The organism is Peredibacter starrii (assembly GCF_034259205.1).
GTDB classification, from domain to species: domain Bacteria; phylum Bdellovibrionota; class Bacteriovoracia; order Bacteriovoracales; family Bacteriovoracaceae; genus Peredibacter; species Peredibacter starrii.
Genome location: NZ_CP139487.1, coordinates 1,496,198 through 1,517,050 on the forward strand (window position 1 = coordinate 1,496,198; position 20,853 = coordinate 1,517,050).

Genomic DNA, 20,853 nt, shown 5'->3' on the forward strand with positions numbered 1-20,853 from the left:
AGAATTCACCCATGATAAATAAAAATTATGTTTTAGAAAAAGTCTTATAATTCATGAGTACGATCGCCGCCAGGATCATGAATACCCCAAGCCACTGGATTGGACTCACGACTTCACCCAAAAATGTGAAAGCGATACACATAGCAACCGGCAATTCCACCGACGAAAGAATGCTTCCGAGGCCGACTCCCACGATTGGAAAGCCTTTGTTGAGCATGATCGGCGGGATCACAGTTCCAAAAATCGCCACGATAAGACCGTAAGTCAGGAAAATTCGCGGATCAAATGGCTTATTACGGATGAATTCTTCGCCCACGAGGTTGAGATTCAGGTAATGGGGGCCAATTTGGGTAAGCAATGTGAAAAGAAGCACCACAATCAGTCCACCATAAAGCATGATCTTACTGCGCTTAACCGGGGCCAAGTGAGAAGCGACACTATTTGTAGAGTAAAGGGTCCAGCTGAAAGACATGGCCGTGAGAATTCCCAGTACCAGTCCGCGGATATCAATTGTTAGGTTTGAAGAACCCAGAACTTTCGTCGCGAGAAGTGTTCCAAAGATGATGAAAGCAACTGCTGCGATCTTTTCCATGCTCGGGATACGTTTTGTTTGAAAAGCTTCAACGATGATTCCCATCCAAACTGATTGCATCAAAAGTACCACACCAACTGAAGCGTCGATGTATTGAACTGATAGATAATAAAGCACACTCGTAAGGGCCATCGGAATACCCGCGATCATGAGTTTCTTGATGTCGGTCGCAGAAGCTTTTTGAGCACCCTTTGAGAGGAAAAAATCCAGAACCGTGAGGATAAGTGCGCCCCAAATAAATTGAGAAGCAGTCACTTCCGCCGTCGTGAAACTTTGCTTGTAAGCTAGTTTTACGAATGTAGAAAGCATTCCGTAACTAGAGGATCCAATCAAAATAAAAAGGATACCTGAGGTAAGATTTTGGTTAAGAGAATTCGATTCAGCTTGATACGCGTGAGTTGCCATTAAAAACTTCCAGTTTAGTTTGGAGTTCCAATAGTCAACTCTTTAGGGCAGTTGGTAGAGACGTTCAACCGTATTATGAACTTATATCAGGACTTGAGGGGCAAAATTACGCCCCGATTTATTATTTGTAAAGTAGAAGTGTAATTCCTTGCTGGTTCCCAAGAGAACCATTTCCATGTACGAGACCGAGGTGTGCTTTTTTCGAAGTCATCAGTCTTTCTCTCATCACGATAAGTGAGTTCAAAGATGTGAGATTCCAAGCGGCTTTTCCAAGATTTAGTCCACCGGTAATAGTCACTTCGTGTTTAGTTAAAAGCTCCTTCATCTCATTCATGTTTTTCACGAGTCCGAGTCTATAAATAAGTCCCATTGGAACGACTGGGTAACAAGTATAGGCATCGAGAAGAGCGCGACCTTTTAAAAACTCAGACGCGAAGTTGGTCTTTGATTCTTTGAGGGCCTTATCGATGGTTCGTTTCAAATGAAGATAAGGGGCGATTTTCGGAAGTGATTCCATTCCATCGACGGAGAGTTTCGTGAAGGCGTTACCGATGATCTGAACGCGTTTCTTCTTAGGAACTTTGAGTTTATCAGCGGTCTTCTCATTGGTAAGAACGATCTGACCTGAGTAATCGACGTTTGGATTAGCGCAGTCCACACCTCTAAAATACTTTGTGAGAGGTTGAAACCAACGCTCATCAGGAAGGTGACCTTCAGGATTAATTTTCTTCCAGGTCTTCGCGTAGTTATTAAAGAGAGCATCGCGGATTTCGAAAAAATCTTTCTCGCTTAGTTTGTGGTAACGAAGAAAGAGGGGAACGAGATCATTGTAACCTTCAAGCGGAGTGAACTTCTTATTATAGAGCTTCATGAAGCCTTCGCGGGCCCCTTTCTCGTAACCAGTTTTAAGGTAATCAGTACCCTTGATTACAACGACGTCGGCTTTCTTTGAAGCGAGAAGTTTGCGGGCCTTATCAACCGCAGCGTTTGCTGAAGCACCACTTTTAAATTGTAATGGCTGAAGTTTATCTTCCCAGCGTTTAGCGAGGTTCACGATTTCTAGAGTCGTGATATGAAGTTCTTTCTTCTGCGCGAGCGCAAGAATCTTCTCAGTCTCATTATGAGAGCCTTTGTTATCTACAATACGGTCGCCAGCGATGATGAAGGTTTTAGTTTTTGTCATATTTCTTAATGTCTTGTGGGTTAAAGCAAGTTTCGATCGGATTGCCATACTTCTCTTTAACGGCCTTTAGGTTGTTCAAGAGAATCAGCTCGTTTAAAGCATTCTGACAGACCTCTTCAGTATATGTGATTTTGAAAGACTTGCAGTTTTCTTCGAACTTCTTCTTGGCGTCTGTGAAGCCTTTGAACTTCTTCATGGAAAGATCATTGCAGGCCTCGAGGTCATAGGTCTTGTTGCAGCTGATACAAAGGAGCAATAAGGCGAGAAGCTTGAAGTTCATAAAATGACCAACTTTTAGACAGTGGCTAGAATCTGTAACTAATTCTAAGGCTATCTAGGCGATTTTAAAATCCTATTTCTGGTACGTGAGTTGCTTATATCTAGCGAAATAGGAGAATCCCATGAAAGTTCTAGGCTTACTCAGCTTGCTATTCGTACTTCCATTACTTGGTCAGAAAGCTCATGCTTTCAATGGCCATGGAAAATTTAAAATCGAAATGGTTAAGCCTTGGGGAGAGTTTGGATTTCGTGCACTTGGCAAGGGAACGGATATTAAAGAGATGCGTTTTGATTGCGCACAAAACTCTGATGTGGGGTTTGTTGTAAGCGTGGTTAATAACTATGGGAAGACCAGTAACATTGTTCTACCTGGTGAGAAGCTAGGTTCGGATAAATATAAATGCCAGGCCGCTTTGAAGAAGTATTTTGAGAACGTTCATACTGAGCGTGGTCTTGCGAGTTTGAAGGATAAGACTAAGCATAGAACAGTGGACTTGAATGTGGCCGACCAAGGTAAGACGACATTGAGTTTTAGGTAGAGTGCTCCTTTTCACTTCAAGGAGAAATGGTTCTCAGTATGCCATTTTGAATCGAGATGACCGTATTTCTTGGGAGAACAATCCCTTCATAATCGGCAATCACCAAAGAGTTTGAACCAAAATTTGGATCATCTATTTTAAAACTTTTCCCCGACTCATTTTGAATTATTTGAGCAACCTCATTCACGGCTTCAGCAAAAGCTGGATCTTTCAACATCTCTCTAAGCAAGTAAGTTGGATTCTTTCTTCCTGAATATTTTTGAACAATGACAATCGATTCTCGCGCCTGTCTCATCTTAAAGTTCGAATACTGAGGCCAGTCCCTCATTTTCCCAATTCGAACATATCCAGCGTTTTGTTCCATAGGATGGGCCAAATAATTCTTCACCTTAAAGTAGCCACAGAACTCGCTATATCTGCCTCTGTCTGCTGTGACTGGATCGGTAATCAATCTGTCCGAGCTGTCTGTCTCCAGAACTTGAAAGTTTAACTTATGTGACCAGATGTTATTACTCCCACGTCGGTACCAGTGAAAATCAATTCCAGGATTAACTACTAGTGCAATCAAAGTTTCTTTCTGGTTCGCGCTTAATGGGAAGTATGAGGTCGGGATAAGTCCCCAGTCTTTTGAAGCTGCCTTGTAGATGTCCTTGCAAGTCATGGATTTGTATTTCTCTCCACTGGCCTCTCCTGGTTGTGCCCAGCTTCCTTCGGCCCTATTTGTGGCGTAGTTGTAACAATTGTTTGTGGTAAGGACGTCATAGTCATACCAAAACTCAGGGTTAAACTGAGGAATGGATTGAGCAGAGGCGTGGTTTGTGAGAATAGCAAGAACAGAGACAAAAAATAGTTTTAGCATGGCCGGAAACTAACAAAGACTTATCAACCAGTCTAAATGTACCATCTAGGTTGGAGCACTTTGTATTCATTACATGGAGTGTAAAATTCCAGGTTGGCCACGTCTGCTTGGCCAACCTGGAGGATTGGAGGGGCATCACCCCTCCGAATAAACATATCTCACTACTGGTAATTCTTTCGTCTCAGTTACTTGTTTGTTCTCAGTCATGTGAAAAACGAGCATTAAAAACACGCCCCACGAGACAAAATTAATCGCTGCTCTCATTTGTACCCTCCTGGTTAAGACCAAGTTAACAACAGATTCTTGCGGCAATATGGAAGAATGCGAAATGAACTTTTACGCGCGTAAAACCATTACCTGACTTGAATTAAACTAAATTTTCAAGTTTTGATAATCAAACTCTTTTGTTCTCGTGTGACTCAAAAGTTAAATTTGTAACTGGATTTTTACCTAAAAATTGGAGTCGAAAATGATGAAAACCTCAATCTTCCTCACTTTCCTGGCCATGAGTAGCTGGGCCATTGCTCAGGATACTTTTATGGCGCTTCCTGATAAGGCTCCCGTGCCAAAAAATAATCCAATGACCAAAGAGAAAATTGAACTTGGTAAAATTCTATTCTTCGATCCACGAATTTCGGAGTCCGGCACGATCTCATGTAATAGCTGTCACAACGTTATGGCCGGAGGAGATGATGCTCGTGCGACCTCCATTGGTCACGGCGGTCAGAAAGGGAAGCGAAGTGCACCGACGGTTTGGAACTCGGCATTCCTTACTGTTCAATTCTGGGATGGTCGTTCACCTGATCTAGAAGACCAGGCAAGAGGTCCAATCACAAATCCAATTGAAATGGGAATGAAGTCTCATGATGTGGCCCTTGAGAGAATCAGACAAATTCCTGGTTATAAAAAATACTTCGAGGCAGCTTTCCCGAAGGATAAGTCGCCAATGAATATCCAAAATGCCGTGAATGCGATCGCTGCTTACGAGCGAACTCTTATTACTCCGGGAAGTAAGTTTGATCAATATATGAAAGGTAATAAGAAGGCGATGAACGCTCAAGAGATACGCGGTATGAAAACCGTAGAAACTGTTGGCTGTACCGCTTGTCACTTTGGGCCAAACTTTTCTGGACCACTTCCGCCAGAGAAAGAAGGTAACTATCAGAAGTTTCCACAGAACCCAAATCCTGAGATCGTGAAAAAATATAATCTTAGTGAAGATCTTGGTCGCTATGAAGTGACAAAGAAGGAAGAGGATAAAAACGTTTACCGAGTTCCAACTTGGAGAAACGTTGCTCTAACTGCTCCTTATTTCCATAACGGATCTGTTAAGACCCTTGAAGAAGCGGTGAGAGTCATGGGGAAACTTCAACTGGATGTGGATCTAACTAGCAATCAGGTTGAAGATATTGTGGCCTTCCTCAATACACTGACTGGGCCTTTCCCAGCTCAAACTATGCCTCGTCTCCCTGAACTCAGAGGCAGAACGCTGGTTGAAGACTAAAAAATCAGGTGTCTAAAACTTAGACACCTTCCGAATCTCTTTCTCATTAGTTATTGATTCCTATCTCTCTGGCACGCTCTTGCATCTAAATGAGCATCACCAGGGAGATAGGTATGAAGTGCTCTAGAATCATCATCGGAACATGTTTAGTTTTGGGCTTTTCGCTTTCATCATTTGCGGGCGAAATGAACTATAACTGTTTAGGTCTCTCGAAGGGTGGTGATGAGCTCCTAGCAGATATCTCAATTCAAGGTAATCCCAACCAAGACATAGTAGCTTCAAAAGTTGTTCTGAATATTTCGGACAGAACAATTGCCAAAGAATTTGTTGGTCCACTTAAAACTTCAAAAGAAATTCCAAGTGTGTCTCTTGATAATGACTTTGAAAGTCTTCACTTCGATGGGCGATTGGAATCCTTCAAACTGACAGATCTATCTGATAAAGTCTCTCTCACAATAGATGTTAGAGGCGGGGATAGATTTTCACTCATTTGCGGTCTACGAAATTAAGATCGCGATATCTTCTTTGAAAGTAGGCTCTAATGTCTTGAGTTCTGCGCGAGAGAACCAGTGAATCACTTCATTTTCATTATTATTAATAACTGGTGTGCCTGAAACGATCTCAGCTTTCCACCAATGGAGCATCACTCTGCCATCGTGGGTCGGAGTAGAAGTGATTTTTTGAGTAGGGCGAACGACAATTCCCAGTTCTTCCTGGGCCTCACGAATGACTGCTGCTTCCTCGGTCTCATTAGGCTCAATGTGGCCCGAAATTGGGCACCAAAAGCCTGGGGCCTTGGCCTTCCAAGCGCTTCGTTTTCCCAATAGAAATTTGCCGTCCTTTTCTAGGACAATCATGACTGCTTCTTTCATGAATAATATCTTACCAAAAGACTCGAAAAAGCTAAGCTTTTTCTCCATTTTCCCGATACATAAGCGTGAAAAAGAAACTGCTCATATTCATTCTTCAATCGCTCGCTGTCTGCAGTGCCTTTTCACAAACACGCAAAGAGTTTAAAAATGGCGATACCCCATTTGATAGTTTGCCACCTAGAATGACCAAAGAGACTTGTGGCAAAGTTGATCTCGCTCCTAAGCTTGGTCCAGTTCACAATCAGACCGGTGGAACTTGTTACGCGTATGTGGCCCTGGATCTTTTGAACTTCGATGCAGACACAAGATACTCTGCACTTTATCTAGCTGCTCTAAAAGAATACAAAGCGCCTCCAGAGAATCCCATTCAATGTACAGAATCATCAGAACCTCCGAAGAAAAGTATCTACAGTGATGTCGGTGGTCTAAAGGGTGGAACGATTAGTGCTGCCGTTAAACTGGGTATGGAGAAGGGTCTTTGTCCTGAATCACTAGTTCCAGCAACTGATGGAGTCCTTAAGAAGGATTACAAAAAGCTTCTTGAGTATTATGCGGAAGAGGGGCCTAATTTAATTTGTGATGATAAAGAGAAAAACGAAGTTCTAAGTTCTGATTTTAGAAATCTACTTTCTCAATCAGTTGAAAGCGAAAGCCGCTTTGTGAGTGATGAAGTGAAAGATGAAGTTCAGCGAATGTATCCAACTCTTTCGGCCGAACGAATCAAAGAAATCGCTGATACGAGCAAGAATCTGGACGAATTTGTTAAACGTCTAAACGATGATGCCTGCCAAGGGAAGATCGTCAAAGATGTTCCGAAAGGGAAAACTCCTGCCGACATTTCTTCAATCTATAACAGAATCATTGAAAGCTGTTCTAATTCTTATATCGAAGAGGATAGAGCTTCTTTGTTGGATATGATTAACAAGTCACTCGATAAAGGAAAACCAACCGGTATTGCCTATGTGACTGGTGGTCTGGTTCAGCCTCCTAAAAAACAAAGCCACGGTTATCATGCAGGTGTAGTAGGTGGAAGAGCTTGGCTGGAAGAAAAGCGTGAAGGTGGAAAAGTCATTCAAGAAGCTGGCTGTTACTACACTGTGAAAAATAGCTGGGGACCGGATTGGAAAGTGCCAAGTGGTCTTAAGGCCAAGAGCTCAAGCGAACATCCTGGTTACTTCATCGTTTCCGAAAAACAATTAATGGAACATGTTTATGGCACAACGACGATTGATTAAACTCGCATTAGGTCTAATTTTCGTCATGAGTTCGGCCCTTGCGGCAGAATCGGATCTATCGTGCAAAGTTCTTTTGGTAAAGAGTCAGAATCTGAAAGCGTCTCAAGAAGTAAAAATATGTACTCTTAGAGAGGAGACATACTTTATTTCGGCCAATTGCCAGGACCTTAGTTGTAGATTTATGAAAGAACTTAAAGGTCTGAAATTGTCTCATTCACCAGATGAAAGACCGGGAATGGAGATTTGTAAGAATTTGAAGGGCACTGTTGAAGAAGTGACTGTTGAGAAGATTTCTTATTCAGTTCTAAGATGTGTGTTCGCCAAGGATAAGTCTTTTATCAGTTTAAACCTTCTAGAAAGCTGGGATGGAAAGACGTTCAAAGGTCCATCCACCCCAATAGATCTTTAACTCACATAATCGTTATTAAGTGCTTTATAGATTCTCCCTGTCTCAATTCCTAAAACTGATTTCATATACGCCTGAGCAACTCTACAACCTATCACACCATAGTGACCCGGAAAGAATGAACCAAAAGCGGCCTTCGAGTCTTCCAATAGATCTGGCGAAACGACATTAATCCTGATTCCACGTCCGATTTCAGCAGCTGCCGCTTGAGCAAATCCTTCAACCGCACGGTTAATACTTGTGGCCGATGTCCCGGCCGCGATAAATGTTTGAGAAAGAATCCCCGAAGTGAGAGTGAATGATCCCCCTTCATTGATATATTCTTTCCCGATCTGAACAAGGTTAACTTGCCCTAAAAACTTATTACGAATTCCCACTTCCCAGTGATCGTTTGTTAGGTCTTTTAATGGAACGAATGCTACATCTCCAGTGGTTGAAACCAAGGCATCGAACTTTCCAATTTTCTCAAAAAGGGCACGGATCGATTTAGGATCGGCAATATCAACCTGAAACTGGCCCGAAGTCTTACCTACAGTTATAACTTCATGACCCTCAGACAAAAACTCTGTAACTCTTTTACCAATAGTACCTGTTGCTCCAACGATAACGATCTTCATAAAGACCTCCTTCTGTTAAAAGCAGATTACGACACAACCCGAATTGCAAAAATACACAATTAGAGACATACTGTTCACATATGGAAACAATGTCTCTAAATGCTTACTTACCTGATGTCCTGGCCTTTTACGAAGTCGCGAAATGTGGTGGATTCACTCAAGCGGCCGAGAAGATGAATTTGTCTAAAGCTCAGTTATCAAAACAAGTGGCGCGACTTGAAACCATATTAAGAGCACAACTCTTTTTTAGAACCACTAGAAAGATCAACCTTACGGAAGAAGGAAAGCATCTCCTTCAGTATGCTGAATCTATTGTGAAGCTTTCCCACGATGCGGCCGAATCCATGAAAGAGCTAGTAGACGAAGAGGGCGGACTCATTCGTATTACGGCACCAAGTTCTCTGGCCGATTCGTTGGCACCACCATTGATTAAAATGTTCAATGAAAAGCTACCGAACCTCAAAGTTGAAATCGAGGCCAGTAATGTGAAACGTGATCTCATTGCTGAGGGATATGATTTCGCTTTAAGGGCGATTGTTGAGACCGATCCCGAGCTGGTGGCCCGTTATATTGGTCACATCAAGGATGTTATCGTAGCGACTCCTGATTACGTGAAGAAAAATAAGATCAAGGGAATTGATCCCTCTGAATTAAAAGATATCCCTGTGCTTATGGCCTCACTTCGCAAGAGCTGGAACACATGGAAGTTCCAGAAGGGGAATAAGGACTTCTCAATTGATGTGCATGGAAACTATGCAAGTTCAAGTTATCAGACCAATCGCTGGCTTTGTCTCTCAGGGCTAGGAGTGGCAAGACTTCCGTACTACCTGGTTGAGAATGATCTTCAAGACAAAAAGCTCACACTTCTTTATAAAGACTATTCAATTGCGACCCACCCACTGTATCTGGTTTATCCATCGAAGGGGTATCGAGCTAAAAAGAATAAGATCGCGAAGGATCTGATTTGGAGTTGGCTTCAGGGAGCGAAGGGATCAATCGTTTAATCCCTTCCCCGCAAGAATCTGTTTAGTACATTTTTCGATTCGCGAAATGCGAGTGGCCGCTTGTTTGGCGGATGAGAAATAAATGTTGTAGGCCTTCTGGCGACCTGGAGTAAGAGAGTCGAACGCCTTCTTTAAGGCTGGCTTCTTCTCAAATGCATCTTGAAGTTCTGTCGCAACTTTAACCTTCGCCGGTTTTACTTCAACTTTTTCACCGGACTTTTCAATCGCGATGGCCTCTTTGACGTAAGACTTAATAATCGTTTTGAGTTTTTGAACTTCTTTTACGTCAGCAAATCGCATTTGACGCCCAACTTGAGTATTCTCTCCCATTTTAACCAGAACACCCTTGGGGTCCTTCATGATTCCGCCCTTGAAAAACAACAGGGCGAGGTAGTTCTTGAAATCTTGAATGAGAACAATGTTGCCACCCTCAGCTGAATAGCTAGGTTTGCCCCATTTAATTTCTTCTTCCAGAGGACAGGTGAGGAGAATTTCACGCAGGGCCTCCATTTCTGGCTGCCATTTTTTTGCTGAACTAATGTACTTTTCGACTTTTGAATTCATATAATCATTTTATTTGGGAGAACTATGAATAAGCAACATTTAGTCCCTTGGGGAGCCGCAGAAAAAGCAAATTGGCTCAAAGAACAAACAATTAAGCGTTCTTACAAGGACGAAGTGATCACGAAGATTGAAAAGCTTAAAAGCACAATGGACGTGACTCAATACGGTGCTCTTTCAATTAATCCTTCGCTTTATCCGGTCTTTCTTATTAAGACTCGTAACTTCGATAAAAATAAGAAAACGATTCTTATCACCGGTGGTGTTCACGGTTATGAAACAAGTGGTGTTCATGGCGCTCTCGCTTTCATGGAAAAAGAAGCAAAGAACTACACCGATACTTTTAATATCCTTTGCACTCCTTGTATCAGTCCGTGGGGATATGAAACGATTAATCGTTGGAACAATCTAGCAATTGATCCAAATCGTTCGTTCATTGAAAATAGCCCGGCCGAAGAATGTGTTCTGTTCTTGAAAGCAATGGAACCATTCATCAATGATATCTACGCTCATTTTGATCTACATGAAACTACGGACACAGATAACTCAGTTTTCCGTCCGGCAAAAGCAGCGAGAGACGGTAAAGAACCAGATCCTTGGTCGGAGATTCCAGATGGTTTCTACGGAGTAGGTGATACTGAGAATCCATGTTTTGATTTCCAGAAGGCGATCATTGATTCAGTTAGAAAGGTCACGCACATTGCTCCGGCAGATGAAAATGGAAACATCATTGGTGAACCACTCGAACAAGAGGGCGTGATTAACTATCCTGTGAAGTCACTTTCACTTTGTGCGGGGTTCTCAAACGCGAAGTTCACGACAACGACTGAAGTTTATCCTGATAGTCCAAAAGTCACTGATGCCATTTGTAATGATGCTCAAGTGGCAGCGATTAAGGGTGGATTGGATTATTTGAAAAATGCGTGAGCTAAGACAGGGAAAAATCGAAGGAAAGATTTATCTCTTTCCGGTGCCGGTTGAGAAAAATAGAAAGTATTTGATCTTTTGCTCAACGGAAGCAGAGGCAGTGAAGATCGAAGAGGCCGTGAGAACGGGGAAAGTCACCCATCCCGATCTCATAAGTGACGACTTCATCTTTCTTACCTATCACTCAGATAAGCAGACTAAGATATTTGTCATGAATCCAAATAGAAGCTAATATCTATCTATGGATACAAATATCAATACAAATTGGTCTGATCTCGGACTTTCTGAAAAAATGCTCGAACTCATAGCGGAGGCAGGCTATAAGCATCCTTCTCCGGTTCAGGAAAAAACCATTCCTTTCGCACTCAAGGGCCTGGATGTTCTTGTTTCATCTCAGACCGGAAGTGGGAAGACGGCGAGTTTTGTCATCCCAAGTGTTGACCGATTTAAAGAGAAAAACGGCACATATATTTTAGCACTGTCTCCTACGAGAGAAATCGCGCAACAAACCGGTGAGGTCTTTGCCAGTTTCGCAAAACCCTTCGGAATGAAAGTTGCAGTTTGTATTGGCGGTGCCAATATGAATGATGAAAAAGAAGCACTTGCGACTTCTCCCCATATCATTGTGGCGACTCCTGGAAGACTTTGTGATCACCTCGAGCGTGGAAATATCTGGCTAGATTTCATTCAATGCCTGATCTTTGATGAAGCAGATCGTATGCTTGAAATGGGTTTTGCTAAACAAATCGACCTCATTACTGAGCAGATTCCAAAAGAAAGACAGACACTCATGCTTTCTGCCACCTTTGCTCCCGCAGTTGAGAAGCTTGCTCGTCGAGCGATGAACAATCCTGAACAAGTAGTGATTGAGAAAACCAAACAAACTGCCCCTAAAATTGATCAAGAACTTTTTTGGATTCCGGAAGAGCGAAAACTTGGACAGCTACTCCGAATTCTTGAAAGAGAGAAAGGCACAGTTTTTGTCTTTGTTAACTCCAAAGAAAAGACTTTTCAGTTGTCACGCTTACTGATCAATAAAGGAGTGACAGATGTTACCTACATCCACTCAGATCTTCAGCAAGAACACCGTGAACTGGCCGTATCTGATTTTAAATCTGGCAAGTTTCGTATCATTATTGCGACTGATGTAATGGGGCGCGGGATTGATGTTGATGATGTTGCCCACGTAGTTAACTATGACGTTCCCAAAGAAGCTGCCGACTACATCCACCGCATTGGGCGAACTGGTCGACGTGGTCAAACTGGTCACGCTTCAACTTTTGCTATTCCAGGGAAAGACGATAAAGCAATCGAGGCCATTTCCAAGCTTCGCGGCAAAGCAGCTCCACCGAAACCAGGTTCTGGACAGAGAAATGATCGCGGTCCGAGAGATAATAGAGGTCCTAGAAATAATAGAGGGCCACGTCCAGAAAGACAGAGAACTCAGCCAGCAAAGGTTCAACAGCCGAGTCCAATAGCTCCGATGACTCAATCGATTCCGAAAGAAACTCCAGTAGTGAAGAAGATTGGGTTACTGGAAAAGATCAAAAAGTTTTTTTCGAGATCGTGATTTAGAAATTCGAAATCAATTTCATGAAAAGAAGAGTGAGTCCTGCTTTCTTCGGAGCAACTACTACTGCAGTTGTGATCACGGGACATGGACGTTTAGAAGTTAACCAAGCTGATTTTTTTAAAGATTGAGTATTTGTGTTCATGTGGCTTTTATCGGACGCTCTTAAAAATTCCTAAATGATTATTTTTATATACATAAACCGTCCAGAATTGTCAGTTATAAAACGAAATTTGCTGTTATAATTTGGGAATGATCACAACTCTTCTTCTCGCCTCAACTGTTATTGTCACTAAGCCCGTTCCTAAGGATCCGGAGCTTACCTGCAAGACCATGGAGGAGATCAAATTTGATCGGCCAGGCGTCTATAAGAAGAAAGTTAAGGTTGAGGTAGTCGAATTCAACTACGATTGGGCCCGACTAGGGGACTATGTGGTTTGGAACGGGGAGGATGTCCCTAACAAAATCATCAATACCAAGAAAAAGACCGAGTGTGAGATTGAGTATCCCAACGTGAGGTCGATCAAGAAATTCAAAGACTATGACCTTCTATTTGTGGACGCCTTTCGGGACAAGCTCGAATATACGGCCGTGATTAAGCTCGAGGATTGTAAAAAGATTTGGGAGCTTGAGATTAAGACCGAGGCGAGTGAAGTGACTCTCAACTCCACTATGGCGGTTAAAACGAATGCCATTAAAGGGTCAGATCTGGATAAGTGTCAGAGCTGTTGGAATGAAAAGACCGAGGCCTGTAGGAATTTACCGGTGACTACGAAGTAACACTTGTTAAGTGACCTCTTTGAGTATGTAAGGGGCAAGAACTGTTTTAAAATGAACTTTGAGATGAAATTCAATATCTCTCTCATCCAAAAAAGCAAACTGGAAAATAGCACCTTGTACTAATGCCTCTAGAGTCTTAGAGAATGGTTTCGGATCAATCTTTTTGGAAAGCTCTCCACGCTCAATCGCCTCTTTGAGCAGTTTTTGAAATACGTTTCTTGTTGTTTCAAAATAAGCAGCGACCTTTTTTCTTGACCGTGGATTACCTGCTTCAGTTCCGAGCCAGATAACATGTTCGTTTAATCGCTTTGAGTTCACACTATTGGCAATGACTGTCAGAAAATCAAAAATACCGTTTAGGCCTTCAAGCTCCTTAAACTTTTGCGATTCGATTTCTCCAATGTTTCGCTCCCATTTCTGATTTCGCGCTAGGAGGGCTAGTTGTTTTTTTGTTTTAAATCTTTTAACCAATGCCGCTGGCGAAAGTTTAACTGCCTTTCCAACTTGCTCAAAAGTAAATGAAGTAAAACCTTCTCGGGCAATGACGTCGAAGGCAATCTCTAACAAATCTGAATCACTCATCTTTTTGGTACGGCTCATAATTTTTTAATAGTAAATGCGTATTTACTTATAATCAACGAAAAGGAGAAAAATTATGAGTTACTTTGACTACACTGATGGAGAAACAATTTTTGAAGGCTATTTGGCCACTAATGGTGACAATAAGACGAAACGACCGTGCGTTCTTATTGGCCATGCCTGGAGCGGTCCAAGTGAGCATTTTAATATCATTGCCGAAGCTCTCTCCAAAGAAGGCTTTATTGGATTTGCATTCGATGTTTATGGCAAAGGTGTCAGAGGCAAAGTTGACGGAGACAATAGTCATCTCATGAATCCTCTTTTAGAGGACAGAATGTTATTACGGAGGAGATTATTGGCCGCACTGAGGGAAGCTCAAAAAAATCCTTTAGTCATTTCTGATAGAATAGCAGTTATGGGCCACTGTTTTGGTGGATTGTGTGCACTTGATTTGGCCCGAGCAAATCCTGAAGGATTAAAAGGAGCAATCAGTATCCACGGTCTTCTTCATGCGCCTAGATCAGAGTCGAATTCAAAAATTGATTCAAGCGTGCTTGTTCTTCATGGTTGGGAAGATCCGATGGTAAATCCAACGAGTATTTTGGATTTTTCAACTGAGATGACACAAGCTGGAGCCGATTGGCAGATTCATTGCTATGGACATGCAATGCATGCTTTTACTCTTCAAGGGGCCGATATTCCAGAATTAGGTATTAAGTACAATGAAAGGGCCCATAAGAGAGCTGAGCGAGCGTCGCTGGACTTTTTGAAAGAGATACTATTTTGAAATTGGAAGGGCCAGGGTAAATGTGCAACCTTCACCGAGCTTACTTTTAACCGTGATTTTTCCATGATGGGCGAGGGCAATTTGTTGAGAAATAAATAGTCCAAGTCCCATCCCACTTATCTCGCTGGCCTTTACTCCACGTTCAAATCTTTCGAAGATTCTCTCTTGTAGTTCTTCCGAGATTCCGGGACCTTGGTCTTTAATGGCAACACAAATGAAATCGCCTTTAAGATCAATGGTGATTCTCAGGCTATCGCAGTCTGAGTATTTAATTCCATTGGAGAGTATGTTTTGAATAATTTGTTCAATCCTAATTCTGTCCCAATCGCCTTGGGCATCTTTAATGATTCTGACTTCAGGAACTGGACATTTGTTTTCGTGAAACTCGGGCGTCATGTACTGAATCACATGCTTCACAAGTTCCGACATCAGGACTCGTTCTTTATTTAAAGTAAACTGACCCAGACGAATTTTAGAGACATCCAGCATGTCATTCACAAGGCGAGCAAGCCGGGAGATCTGGACATCTGTTTCATGAGCAAGATTTTCAACTTTTTCTGGGTCTAGTGCGGAGGCGGATTTTTGGGCCAGAGCACGAAGCTGCATCTGATTTTTCAATTTGATAGAAGTAATTGGAGTTTTTAACTCGTGACTGGCAATTGATATAAATTCATCTCTACTTTGGAGAGCTGCTTGAAGCTTCTTTGTTAAATCTTTTAGTTCTTCAGTGGCAGTTTTAGCATCATGAATATCTGTATTTGTCCCAAGCCACTCCCTGATATTCCCATTTTCATCTCTGATCGGAATAGCAAGACCCAAATGCCATCGATAAACTCCGTCGTGTCTTCGAAGACGATACTCAATCTGGTATGGAACTCCAGTTCTAAGTGATTTCTGCCAGGTCACAATGGTGCGGTTCAAATCATCAGGATGATGAATTTGTTGTTCGGTCCATTTCCATCCTTCGTCATCCTCTGGATTTATGCCGAAATATTCATAGTGACGCTTATTAAAGAAAGTAATATTTCCTTTTGGATCCGCGATAAAAAACATTTGTGGCATCGCCTCGGTATAAAATCTAAATCGCTTCTCACTTTCTTCAAGCCGCTGCAAGGCCAGCTTTCTTTCTGTTACATCCGTTACACGACAATAAAGTTTTTCTCCTACAGGGTGGACCGTCCATGATAACCAAACCCAATCGCCATTCTTTGTGCGATAGCGATTCTCAAAGCCAATTAATCTTTCGCCATCTAAAAGTTTGGCCCCTTGTTTCATTGTATCTTTCATATCGTCAGGATGAACGAAACTCATCCAGGTGCGGCCCTTAATTTCCTCAACTGTGTAACCCAAAGTAACTTCCCAGGCCGGGCTAAGCTCAATAAAGTGACTGGTCTTTGTATCAGAGATGGCGAGCATATTGCCGGGTAGGTTCCAGAAGTTTTCGAGTAGTTCTCTTACGTCTTTTTGATCTTGAATATCAAAGACGACTCCAGAGTAACCTTGATAGTTTCCATCCTGGTCATACCTCGGATTCCCTGAATCAACGGCCCAACGGTAGACTCCATCTTTATGTTTGATACGGTATTCAAAACGAAATTTCTCTCGCTTTGCTTGGGCCTCTTGAACGAGTTTACTTATTCTCTCCCGATCATCTGGGTGAATTGTGTTAAGCCATCCTTTTCCATGACCTTCTTCTGGCGTCTGACCTGTGAAATCCAGCCATTGTTGGTTTAGATAGATATTCGACCCATCTTGATTTGTTGCCCATAAGAGGGCAGGAGTAATATCGATGTTTCTCTCGTAACGAATTTGCGCTAGCTTCGAATCATTGATGTCAGTACAAGTTCCAAACCATTTGGTAATTTTTCCATCGGGATCATGGATCGGTACTGCACAGGCCTTCATCCAGAAATACTTATTATCGTGTCTTCTCAGACGATATTCCATATCAAACATTTGTCCACTATGAACCGCCTTCATCCAGGTTGATAAAGCTTTCTCTTTATCGTCTGGATGTACGAATTGAAGCCATTTCATACCAAGCTGTTCTTCTCGGCTTGTTCCTGAATAATCAATGGCCTGCTTTGAGACATAATCAATGTCTCCATTGGTGTCAGCTGTCCACACGATATGCGGGATGGCCTCTGCGATTTGTTTAAACTGTACTGCACTGATATCTTTCACATTCTTCTCCAGCGATTAAGATTACTTTATTGAATGGAAATTGGGATGACACAACTCTGTCTGACTTGATTCATCATTTATAAATTAAGTACAACTTCCGGTCCGTGTTAATGAAAATAGACTCAAGAGAGGTTTTTATGGAACGGACCAATAATGAGCGAACTCTTTTCCCTTTTGGTAAACCTCAGGTTAAAGACAAAGATCCCACCTCAAGAAGTTGGGACGGGATTATATTTTTGTGGCTTGCCATCCTTACAGCTTCAGTCATTTATTTTAGACCTGAAGGTGAATTGCAAAGTTCTTCTCAGGCGATCGCGGCACTTGAGTCAGAAATAAGTGAAATAAGAGAAAGCGCACTTTATGCTGAAGATGGAGTGGTTGAGTTACAAGAAAGTAAATCTGATCTTGAGTCTAGAATTGATGATCTTGAATCTGAAATAGAGGACGTGAAGAGTGACCTGAACTTATTATAGCGAGGCCACCGCAACAGTGACCTCGCTTGAGCTACTTATTGATATGCGGGATCTAAGTCAAATCGATCTAATTCCATAACTTTTACCCATGCTTTTACGAAGTCATTCACAAACTTTTCCTGAGAGTCAACCGAGGCATAAATTTCGGCTATAGCACGTAGCTGAGCATGCGAGCCGAAGATAAGATCCACGCGAGTCGCTGTCCATTTTAGTTCCCCAGTTTTTCGAACTTTACCTTCAAACAACTGATCTGATTTATCTTTCGATGTCCACTGATAGTCCATATTGAGAAGGTTTAAAAAGAAGTCGTTCGTCAAAACTCCTGGACGAGTGGTGAATACACCATTCTTTGATCCTTCCGCATTCGTTCCAAGGACTCTCATCCCACCTAAGAGTACTGTCATTTCAGGGGCAGAAAGAGTAAGAAGTTGTGCCTTATCAATGAGGAGTTCTTCAGCAGTTAAGCGATATACTTTTTTGAGATAGTTTCTGAATCCATCGGCAAGAGGCTCGAGAACTTCAAAGGAATGAGCATCCGTTTGTTCTTCAAGGGCATCCATACGACCTGGTCGGAAAGGGACCGTGATTTTATGGCCACCATCTGCAGCGGCCTTTTCAATTGCGGCCGAACCTGCAAGAACAATCATGTCCGCCATCGATACTGTTTTACCGAAGTCTTTTCTCACATTTTCTAGAGCGGCCAATTCTTCTTTTAAAAGTTCAGGACGATTCACTTCCCATTTATTCTGAGGAGCAAAACGAATTCGTGCTCCGTTAGCACCACCACGCTTATCTGAACCACGGAAAGTTGAGGCCGAGGCCCAGGCAATTGAGACGAGTCTTGGAACAGAAATTCCTGAGGCCAGGATCTTTTCCTTCAGCAATTTGATATCATTCTCATCGATGAGTTTATGATTTAGTGCTGGAATCGGGTCCTGCCAGATAAGATCTTCTTTTGGTACTTCTTTACCAAGGTAGCGCACCTTCGGTCCCATATCTCGGTGAGTAAGTTTAAACCAAGCACGTCTGAAGTTTTCTGCGAAAAGTTTTGGATCAGCATGATAACGGCGAGCAATCTTTTCATAAGCTGGATCCATCTTGAGTGCCATATCTGCCGTCGTCATCATTGGGGCGTGACGTTTCTTCGGATCATGTGCGTCTTCAACCCATGTATCGGATTTGCGATCCTTTGGTCTCCATTGGTGAGCACCGGCCGGAGATTTTGTAAGCTCCCACTCGTTATTCAGAAGCATATCAAGATAACCTTGGTCCCACTTCGTTGGATTTGGTTTCCAGGCCCCTTCAATACCACTCGTAATAGCGTCCACGCCGTGACCGGTATTGAAAGCGTTTTTCCAACCTAGACCTTGATCTACAATGTTTCCGCCTGCTGGTTCTCGACCAACATGCTTAGCATCTCCTGCACCATGGGCCTTACCAAACGTATGTCCACCGGCAACAAGGGCCACAGTCTCTTCATCATTCATTGCCATTCGGGCGAAAGTTTCTCGGATATCTTTTGCTGATCCAACTGGATCTGGATTTCCATTTGGGCCTTCTGGGTTTACATAAATGAGACCCATCTGAACTGCAGCGAGTGGATCATCCAGTTGACGATCTCCTTCATAGCGCTCATCTCCGAGCCATTTATCTTCTGAGCCCCAATAAATATCTTCTTCTGGTTCGAACACGTCTTCTCGTCCACCACCAAATCCAAATGTTCCAAGGCCCATCGATTCAAGTGCACAGTTACCTGTGAGAACCATGAGATCGGCCCATGAAAGTTTATTTCCGTATTTTTGTTTGATGGGCCACAGAAGTTGTCGGGCCTTATCGAGGTTGGCATTGTCGGGCCAACTATTCAGAGGAGGAAAGCGTTGACTACCAGAGCCTGAGCCTCCACGACCATCGCCTGTTCTGTAGGTACCAGCACTATGCCATGCCATACGAATAAAGAGTGGACCGTAGTGACCATAATCGGCGGGCCACCAATCTTGTGAGGTCTTCATCAAAACTTTGATATCATTTTTTACCGCATCGAGATCGAGCTTCTTAAACTCTTCTGCGTATTTAAAGGAAGGACCTAGAGGATTTGATTTGGGAGTGTGTTGATGAAGTACGTTGATACTTAGTTGATCGGGCCACCAATCTTTGTTAGATCTGCGGCGCTTAATGATTTGCTCTTTCTTTTGATCCGAGATGTTAGTCATAGGTCCTCCAATATCGAAAGACTATAAAAGTGAACGGTGATCCATTCAAATCGAAATAATCTAATAAGCGATAGAGAAAATTGATTGGAGGAACTTAGGGAAGTGGGCCTTAGGTAGACTCGATGAGACTAATGCGTTACTCCCATTAGGAAGCTTAGGACAATAATACTCATCACGATAAAACCTGCAGAGGCCATCTTCAAGTCTTTCTCTTTGATGAAGCTCAAAAGAAGTCCCAGCACACGGCCAACTGGAATAAGAATGAACAATCCAATTCCACAATTAATCGTCGTCATAGAATTAAATAGAACTCCAATCGTCGTGGTGGCCGTCGCCGTCCAGGTTCCATATTGAAGAAGGTTCTCTAAGCGCTTTTCTACTTGTGCCATTAAAGTTCCTTCAAAGTTTTATAAAGCATCTGACTTCCGAATATAACCAGAATGAATACAAAAGCAGTTCTAAGTTTCTCACTTGAAGAGGAGATTAAAATCTTTGCGCCTATTAGAGCTCCTACGACTGATCCAACTACCACTGGGCCAGTCACTTCAGGAACGATATTCCCACGAATAAAGTAAGCACCAGCACTGGCGGCCGCGGTAACGCCGATCATGAAATTAGAAGTCGCTGATGAGACCTTGATTGGGAGTTTGAGGGCAGAATCCATGGCCGGAATTTTAAGAACACCACTGCCGATTCCTAAAAGGGCGGACAGTACGCCTGCTAAATACATGAGAAACATACCTAGAGGAAGATTATGAACCGAGTAGCGAACCGTACCTTGGTGCGAGTCCACATATTCTCCGCCAAGTCCTAAACGAGCGCCCCAGCTTTTTTCATCAACTTCTAAATTTCCCGCAGGATCTTTTCGTTTGAGATACATCTGAAACGCGGAAAGAAATAAAGTGGCCGAGAAGAGTATCGACAGAAACGTGTCAGAAATCGTCCCCATGAGCAGAACTCCAGTTAGGGCACCCAGGGTCGTGGAGATCTCCAAAACCATCGCTAAACGAAAATTTGTAAGCTTGGCCTTGAGATAAGCACCGGCCCCGGCACATGAACAGGCAATTACAGAAATGAGACTCGCTGTAATGGCCGTATGAATGTCTAGATTGCAGAAAAGAGTGAGAAGGGGAACGATGAAGATCCCACTCGCCATTCCTAAAATTCCTCCAAGCGCACTGGCCCCGAAGGAGATAGAAAAGAGCAAAAGAACGTCAGAAATTTGCATGTTTTATACTACATTATCTCACTTAATAAGCCAAGAAACGGTCTAAGTTTTGCATCTGT

25 protein-coding genes and 1 riboswitch are annotated in these 20,853 nt (G+C 42.7%); of the genes, 12 read left to right on the forward strand and 13 right to left on the reverse strand.

Going from position 1 to position 20,853, the window contains the following annotated elements; all coding sequences use genetic code 11:
- Window positions 1-25 precede the first annotated feature (25 nt).
- The 3 genes from SOO65_RS07465 to SOO65_RS07475 all read right to left on the reverse strand — a co-directional run bounded on the left by SOO65_RS07465 (window position 26) and on the right by SOO65_RS07475 (window position 2,460).
- Entirely contained in the window at window positions 26-997 is a 972-nt protein-coding gene (locus tag SOO65_RS07465; RefSeq protein ID WP_321398938.1) for an EamA family transporter, read from the reverse strand.
- Between the two features lie 11 nt (window positions 998-1,008).
- A riboswitch (purine riboswitch) is annotated at window positions 1,009-1,106 on the reverse strand.
- Window positions 1,107-1,118: 12 nt separating this feature from the next.
- Window positions 1,119-2,180, reverse strand: a complete 1,062-nt coding sequence (locus SOO65_RS07470; protein ID WP_321398940.1) for a hypothetical protein — start codon at window positions 2,178-2,180, stop codon at window positions 1,119-1,121.
- Complete coding sequence (locus SOO65_RS07475) at window positions 2,167-2,460, reverse strand: hypothetical protein (protein ID WP_321398941.1); 294 nt, start codon at window positions 2,458-2,460, stop codon at window positions 2,167-2,169. The genes SOO65_RS07470 and SOO65_RS07475 overlap by 14 nt, the downstream gene beginning before the upstream one ends.
- A 121-nt stretch (window positions 2,461-2,581) precedes the next feature.
- On the opposite strand from SOO65_RS07475, the gene SOO65_RS07480 reads away from it, so the two are divergent.
- Complete coding sequence (locus SOO65_RS07480; RefSeq protein ID WP_321398943.1) at window positions 2,582-2,998, forward strand: hypothetical protein; 417 nt, start codon at window positions 2,582-2,584, stop codon at window positions 2,996-2,998.
- Window positions 2,999-3,014: 16 nt separating this feature from the next.
- Here the strand turns inward: SOO65_RS07480 and SOO65_RS07485 are convergent, their stop codons facing one another.
- Window positions 3,015-3,857 (reverse strand): hypothetical protein, encoded by an 843-nt coding sequence (locus tag SOO65_RS07485; protein ID WP_321398944.1) that lies wholly within the window; start codon window positions 3,855-3,857, stop codon window positions 3,015-3,017.
- Window positions 3,858-4,326: 469 nt separating this feature from the next.
- Here SOO65_RS07485 and SOO65_RS07490 point away from each other — a divergent pair, with 469 nt between their 5' ends.
- Complete coding sequence (locus SOO65_RS07490) at window positions 4,327-5,361, forward strand: cytochrome-c peroxidase (RefSeq protein WP_321398946.1); 1,035 nt, start codon at window positions 4,327-4,329, stop codon at window positions 5,359-5,361.
- A 113-nt stretch (window positions 5,362-5,474) separates the two neighbouring features.
- The gene (locus tag SOO65_RS07495) at window positions 5,475-5,870 is read left to right on the forward strand and encodes a hypothetical protein (protein ID WP_321398948.1); all 396 of its coding nucleotides are present in this window, start codon (window positions 5,475-5,477) and stop codon (window positions 5,868-5,870) included.
- Here SOO65_RS07495 and SOO65_RS07500 read toward each other — a convergent pair.
- Window positions 5,859-6,233 carry an NUDIX hydrolase gene (locus SOO65_RS07500; RefSeq protein ID WP_321398950.1) on the reverse strand — a complete coding sequence of 125 codons (375 nt, stop codon included), beginning with the start codon at window positions 6,231-6,233 and terminating at the stop codon, window positions 5,859-5,861. The two genes, SOO65_RS07495 and SOO65_RS07500, sit on opposite strands and share 12 nt — an antisense overlap.
- Window positions 6,234-6,415: 182 nt before the next feature.
- Here SOO65_RS07500 and SOO65_RS07505 point away from each other — a divergent pair, with 182 nt between their 5' ends.
- Together SOO65_RS07505 and SOO65_RS07510 are read left to right on the forward strand one after the other, a co-directional pair.
- On the forward strand, window positions 6,416-7,468 hold the full coding sequence (locus SOO65_RS07505) for a hypothetical protein (RefSeq protein ID WP_321398952.1): 1,053 nt from the start codon (window positions 6,416-6,418) through the stop codon (window positions 7,466-7,468).
- Window positions 7,446-7,877, forward strand: a complete 432-nt coding sequence (locus tag SOO65_RS07510; RefSeq protein WP_321398954.1) for a hypothetical protein — start codon at window positions 7,446-7,448, stop codon at window positions 7,875-7,877. The genes SOO65_RS07505 and SOO65_RS07510 overlap by 23 nt, the downstream gene beginning before the upstream one ends.
- Here SOO65_RS07510 and SOO65_RS07515 read toward each other — a convergent pair.
- A complete protein-coding gene (locus tag SOO65_RS07515; protein ID WP_321398956.1) occupies window positions 7,874-8,491 on the reverse strand; it encodes a short chain dehydrogenase in 618 nt (205 codons plus the stop codon). The genes SOO65_RS07510 and SOO65_RS07515 overlap by 4 nt on opposite strands.
- Before the next feature lie 80 nt (window positions 8,492-8,571).
- Between SOO65_RS07515 and SOO65_RS07520 the strand changes: the two genes are divergently transcribed.
- Window positions 8,572-9,495, forward strand: a complete 924-nt coding sequence (locus SOO65_RS07520; RefSeq protein WP_321398957.1) for a LysR family transcriptional regulator — start codon at window positions 8,572-8,574, stop codon at window positions 9,493-9,495.
- On the opposite strand, the gene SOO65_RS07525 is transcribed toward SOO65_RS07520, so the two are convergent.
- On the reverse strand, window positions 9,484-10,059 hold the full coding sequence (locus SOO65_RS07525; RefSeq protein ID WP_321398959.1) for a YdeI/OmpD-associated family protein: 576 nt from the start codon (window positions 10,057-10,059) through the stop codon (window positions 9,484-9,486). The two genes, SOO65_RS07520 and SOO65_RS07525, sit on opposite strands and share 12 nt — an antisense overlap.
- Before the next feature lie 24 nt (window positions 10,060-10,083).
- Here SOO65_RS07525 and SOO65_RS07530 point away from each other — a divergent pair, with 24 nt between their 5' ends.
- Genes SOO65_RS07530 through SOO65_RS07540 form a run of 3 tightly spaced genes read left to right on the forward strand, consistent with a single transcriptional unit; the run spans window position 10,084 to window position 12,553 of the window.
- Window positions 10,084-10,983: a M14 family metallopeptidase gene (locus SOO65_RS07530; protein WP_321398961.1), complete on the forward strand. Its 900-nt coding sequence runs from the start codon at window positions 10,084-10,086 to the stop codon at window positions 10,981-10,983.
- Window positions 10,976-11,215 (forward strand): hypothetical protein, encoded by a 240-nt coding sequence (locus tag SOO65_RS07535; protein WP_321398963.1) that lies wholly within the window; start codon window positions 10,976-10,978, stop codon window positions 11,213-11,215. The genes SOO65_RS07530 and SOO65_RS07535 overlap by 8 nt, the downstream gene beginning before the upstream one ends.
- A 9-nt stretch (window positions 11,216-11,224) precedes the next feature.
- The gene (locus SOO65_RS07540; protein WP_321398965.1) at window positions 11,225-12,553 is read left to right on the forward strand and encodes a DEAD/DEAH box helicase; all 1,329 of its coding nucleotides are present in this window, start codon (window positions 11,225-11,227) and stop codon (window positions 12,551-12,553) included.
- 1 nt (window position 12,554) lies between these two features.
- Here the strand turns inward: SOO65_RS07540 and SOO65_RS07545 are convergent, their stop codons facing one another.
- Window positions 12,555-12,698, reverse strand: a complete 144-nt coding sequence (locus SOO65_RS07545) for a hypothetical protein (RefSeq protein WP_321398967.1) — start codon at window positions 12,696-12,698, stop codon at window positions 12,555-12,557.
- A gap of 107 nt (window positions 12,699-12,805) precedes the next feature.
- Here SOO65_RS07545 and SOO65_RS07550 point away from each other — a divergent pair, with 107 nt between their 5' ends.
- Window positions 12,806-13,333, forward strand: coding sequence for a hypothetical protein (locus tag SOO65_RS07550; RefSeq protein WP_321398969.1), 528 nt, complete (start codon window positions 12,806-12,808; stop codon window positions 13,331-13,333).
- Between the two features lie 6 nt (window positions 13,334-13,339).
- On the opposite strand, the gene SOO65_RS07555 is transcribed toward SOO65_RS07550, so the two are convergent.
- Window positions 13,340-13,933, reverse strand: coding sequence for a TetR/AcrR family transcriptional regulator (locus SOO65_RS07555; protein WP_321398971.1), 594 nt, complete (start codon window positions 13,931-13,933; stop codon window positions 13,340-13,342).
- A 55-nt stretch (window positions 13,934-13,988) separates the two neighbouring features.
- On the opposite strand from SOO65_RS07555, the gene SOO65_RS07560 reads away from it, so the two are divergent.
- Window positions 13,989-14,699 carry a dienelactone hydrolase family protein gene (locus tag SOO65_RS07560; RefSeq protein ID WP_321398973.1) on the forward strand — a complete coding sequence of 237 codons (711 nt, stop codon included), beginning with the start codon at window positions 13,989-13,991 and terminating at the stop codon, window positions 14,697-14,699.
- Here the strand turns inward: SOO65_RS07560 and SOO65_RS07565 are convergent.
- Window positions 14,691-16,883 carry a PAS domain-containing sensor histidine kinase gene (locus SOO65_RS07565; RefSeq protein ID WP_321398975.1) on the reverse strand — a complete coding sequence of 731 codons (2,193 nt, stop codon included), beginning with the start codon at window positions 16,881-16,883 and terminating at the stop codon, window positions 14,691-14,693. The two genes, SOO65_RS07560 and SOO65_RS07565, sit on opposite strands and share 9 nt — an antisense overlap.
- Before the next feature lie 137 nt (window positions 16,884-17,020).
- Between SOO65_RS07565 and SOO65_RS07570 the strand changes: the two genes are divergently transcribed.
- Entirely contained in the window at window positions 17,021-17,356 is a 336-nt protein-coding gene (locus tag SOO65_RS07570) for a hypothetical protein (RefSeq protein ID WP_321398977.1), read from the forward strand.
- Between the two features lie 35 nt (window positions 17,357-17,391).
- On the opposite strand, the gene katG is transcribed toward SOO65_RS07570, so the two are convergent.
- The 3 genes from katG to SOO65_RS07585 all read right to left on the reverse strand — a co-directional run bounded on the left by katG (window position 17,392) and on the right by SOO65_RS07585 (window position 20,794).
- On the reverse strand, window positions 17,392-19,566 hold the full coding sequence (gene katG, locus SOO65_RS07575) for a catalase/peroxidase HPI (RefSeq protein WP_321398980.1): 2,175 nt from the start codon (window positions 19,564-19,566) through the stop codon (window positions 17,392-17,394).
- A gap of 128 nt (window positions 19,567-19,694) precedes the next feature.
- Window positions 19,695-19,955, reverse strand: coding sequence for a DUF1634 domain-containing protein (locus SOO65_RS07580; RefSeq protein ID WP_321398983.1), 261 nt, complete (start codon window positions 19,953-19,955; stop codon window positions 19,695-19,697).
- A complete protein-coding gene (locus SOO65_RS07585; RefSeq protein ID WP_321398985.1) occupies window positions 19,955-20,794 on the reverse strand; it encodes a sulfite exporter TauE/SafE family protein in 840 nt (279 codons plus the stop codon). The genes SOO65_RS07580 and SOO65_RS07585 overlap by 1 nt, the downstream gene beginning before the upstream one ends.
- Window positions 20,795-20,853: the final 59 nt, after the last annotated feature.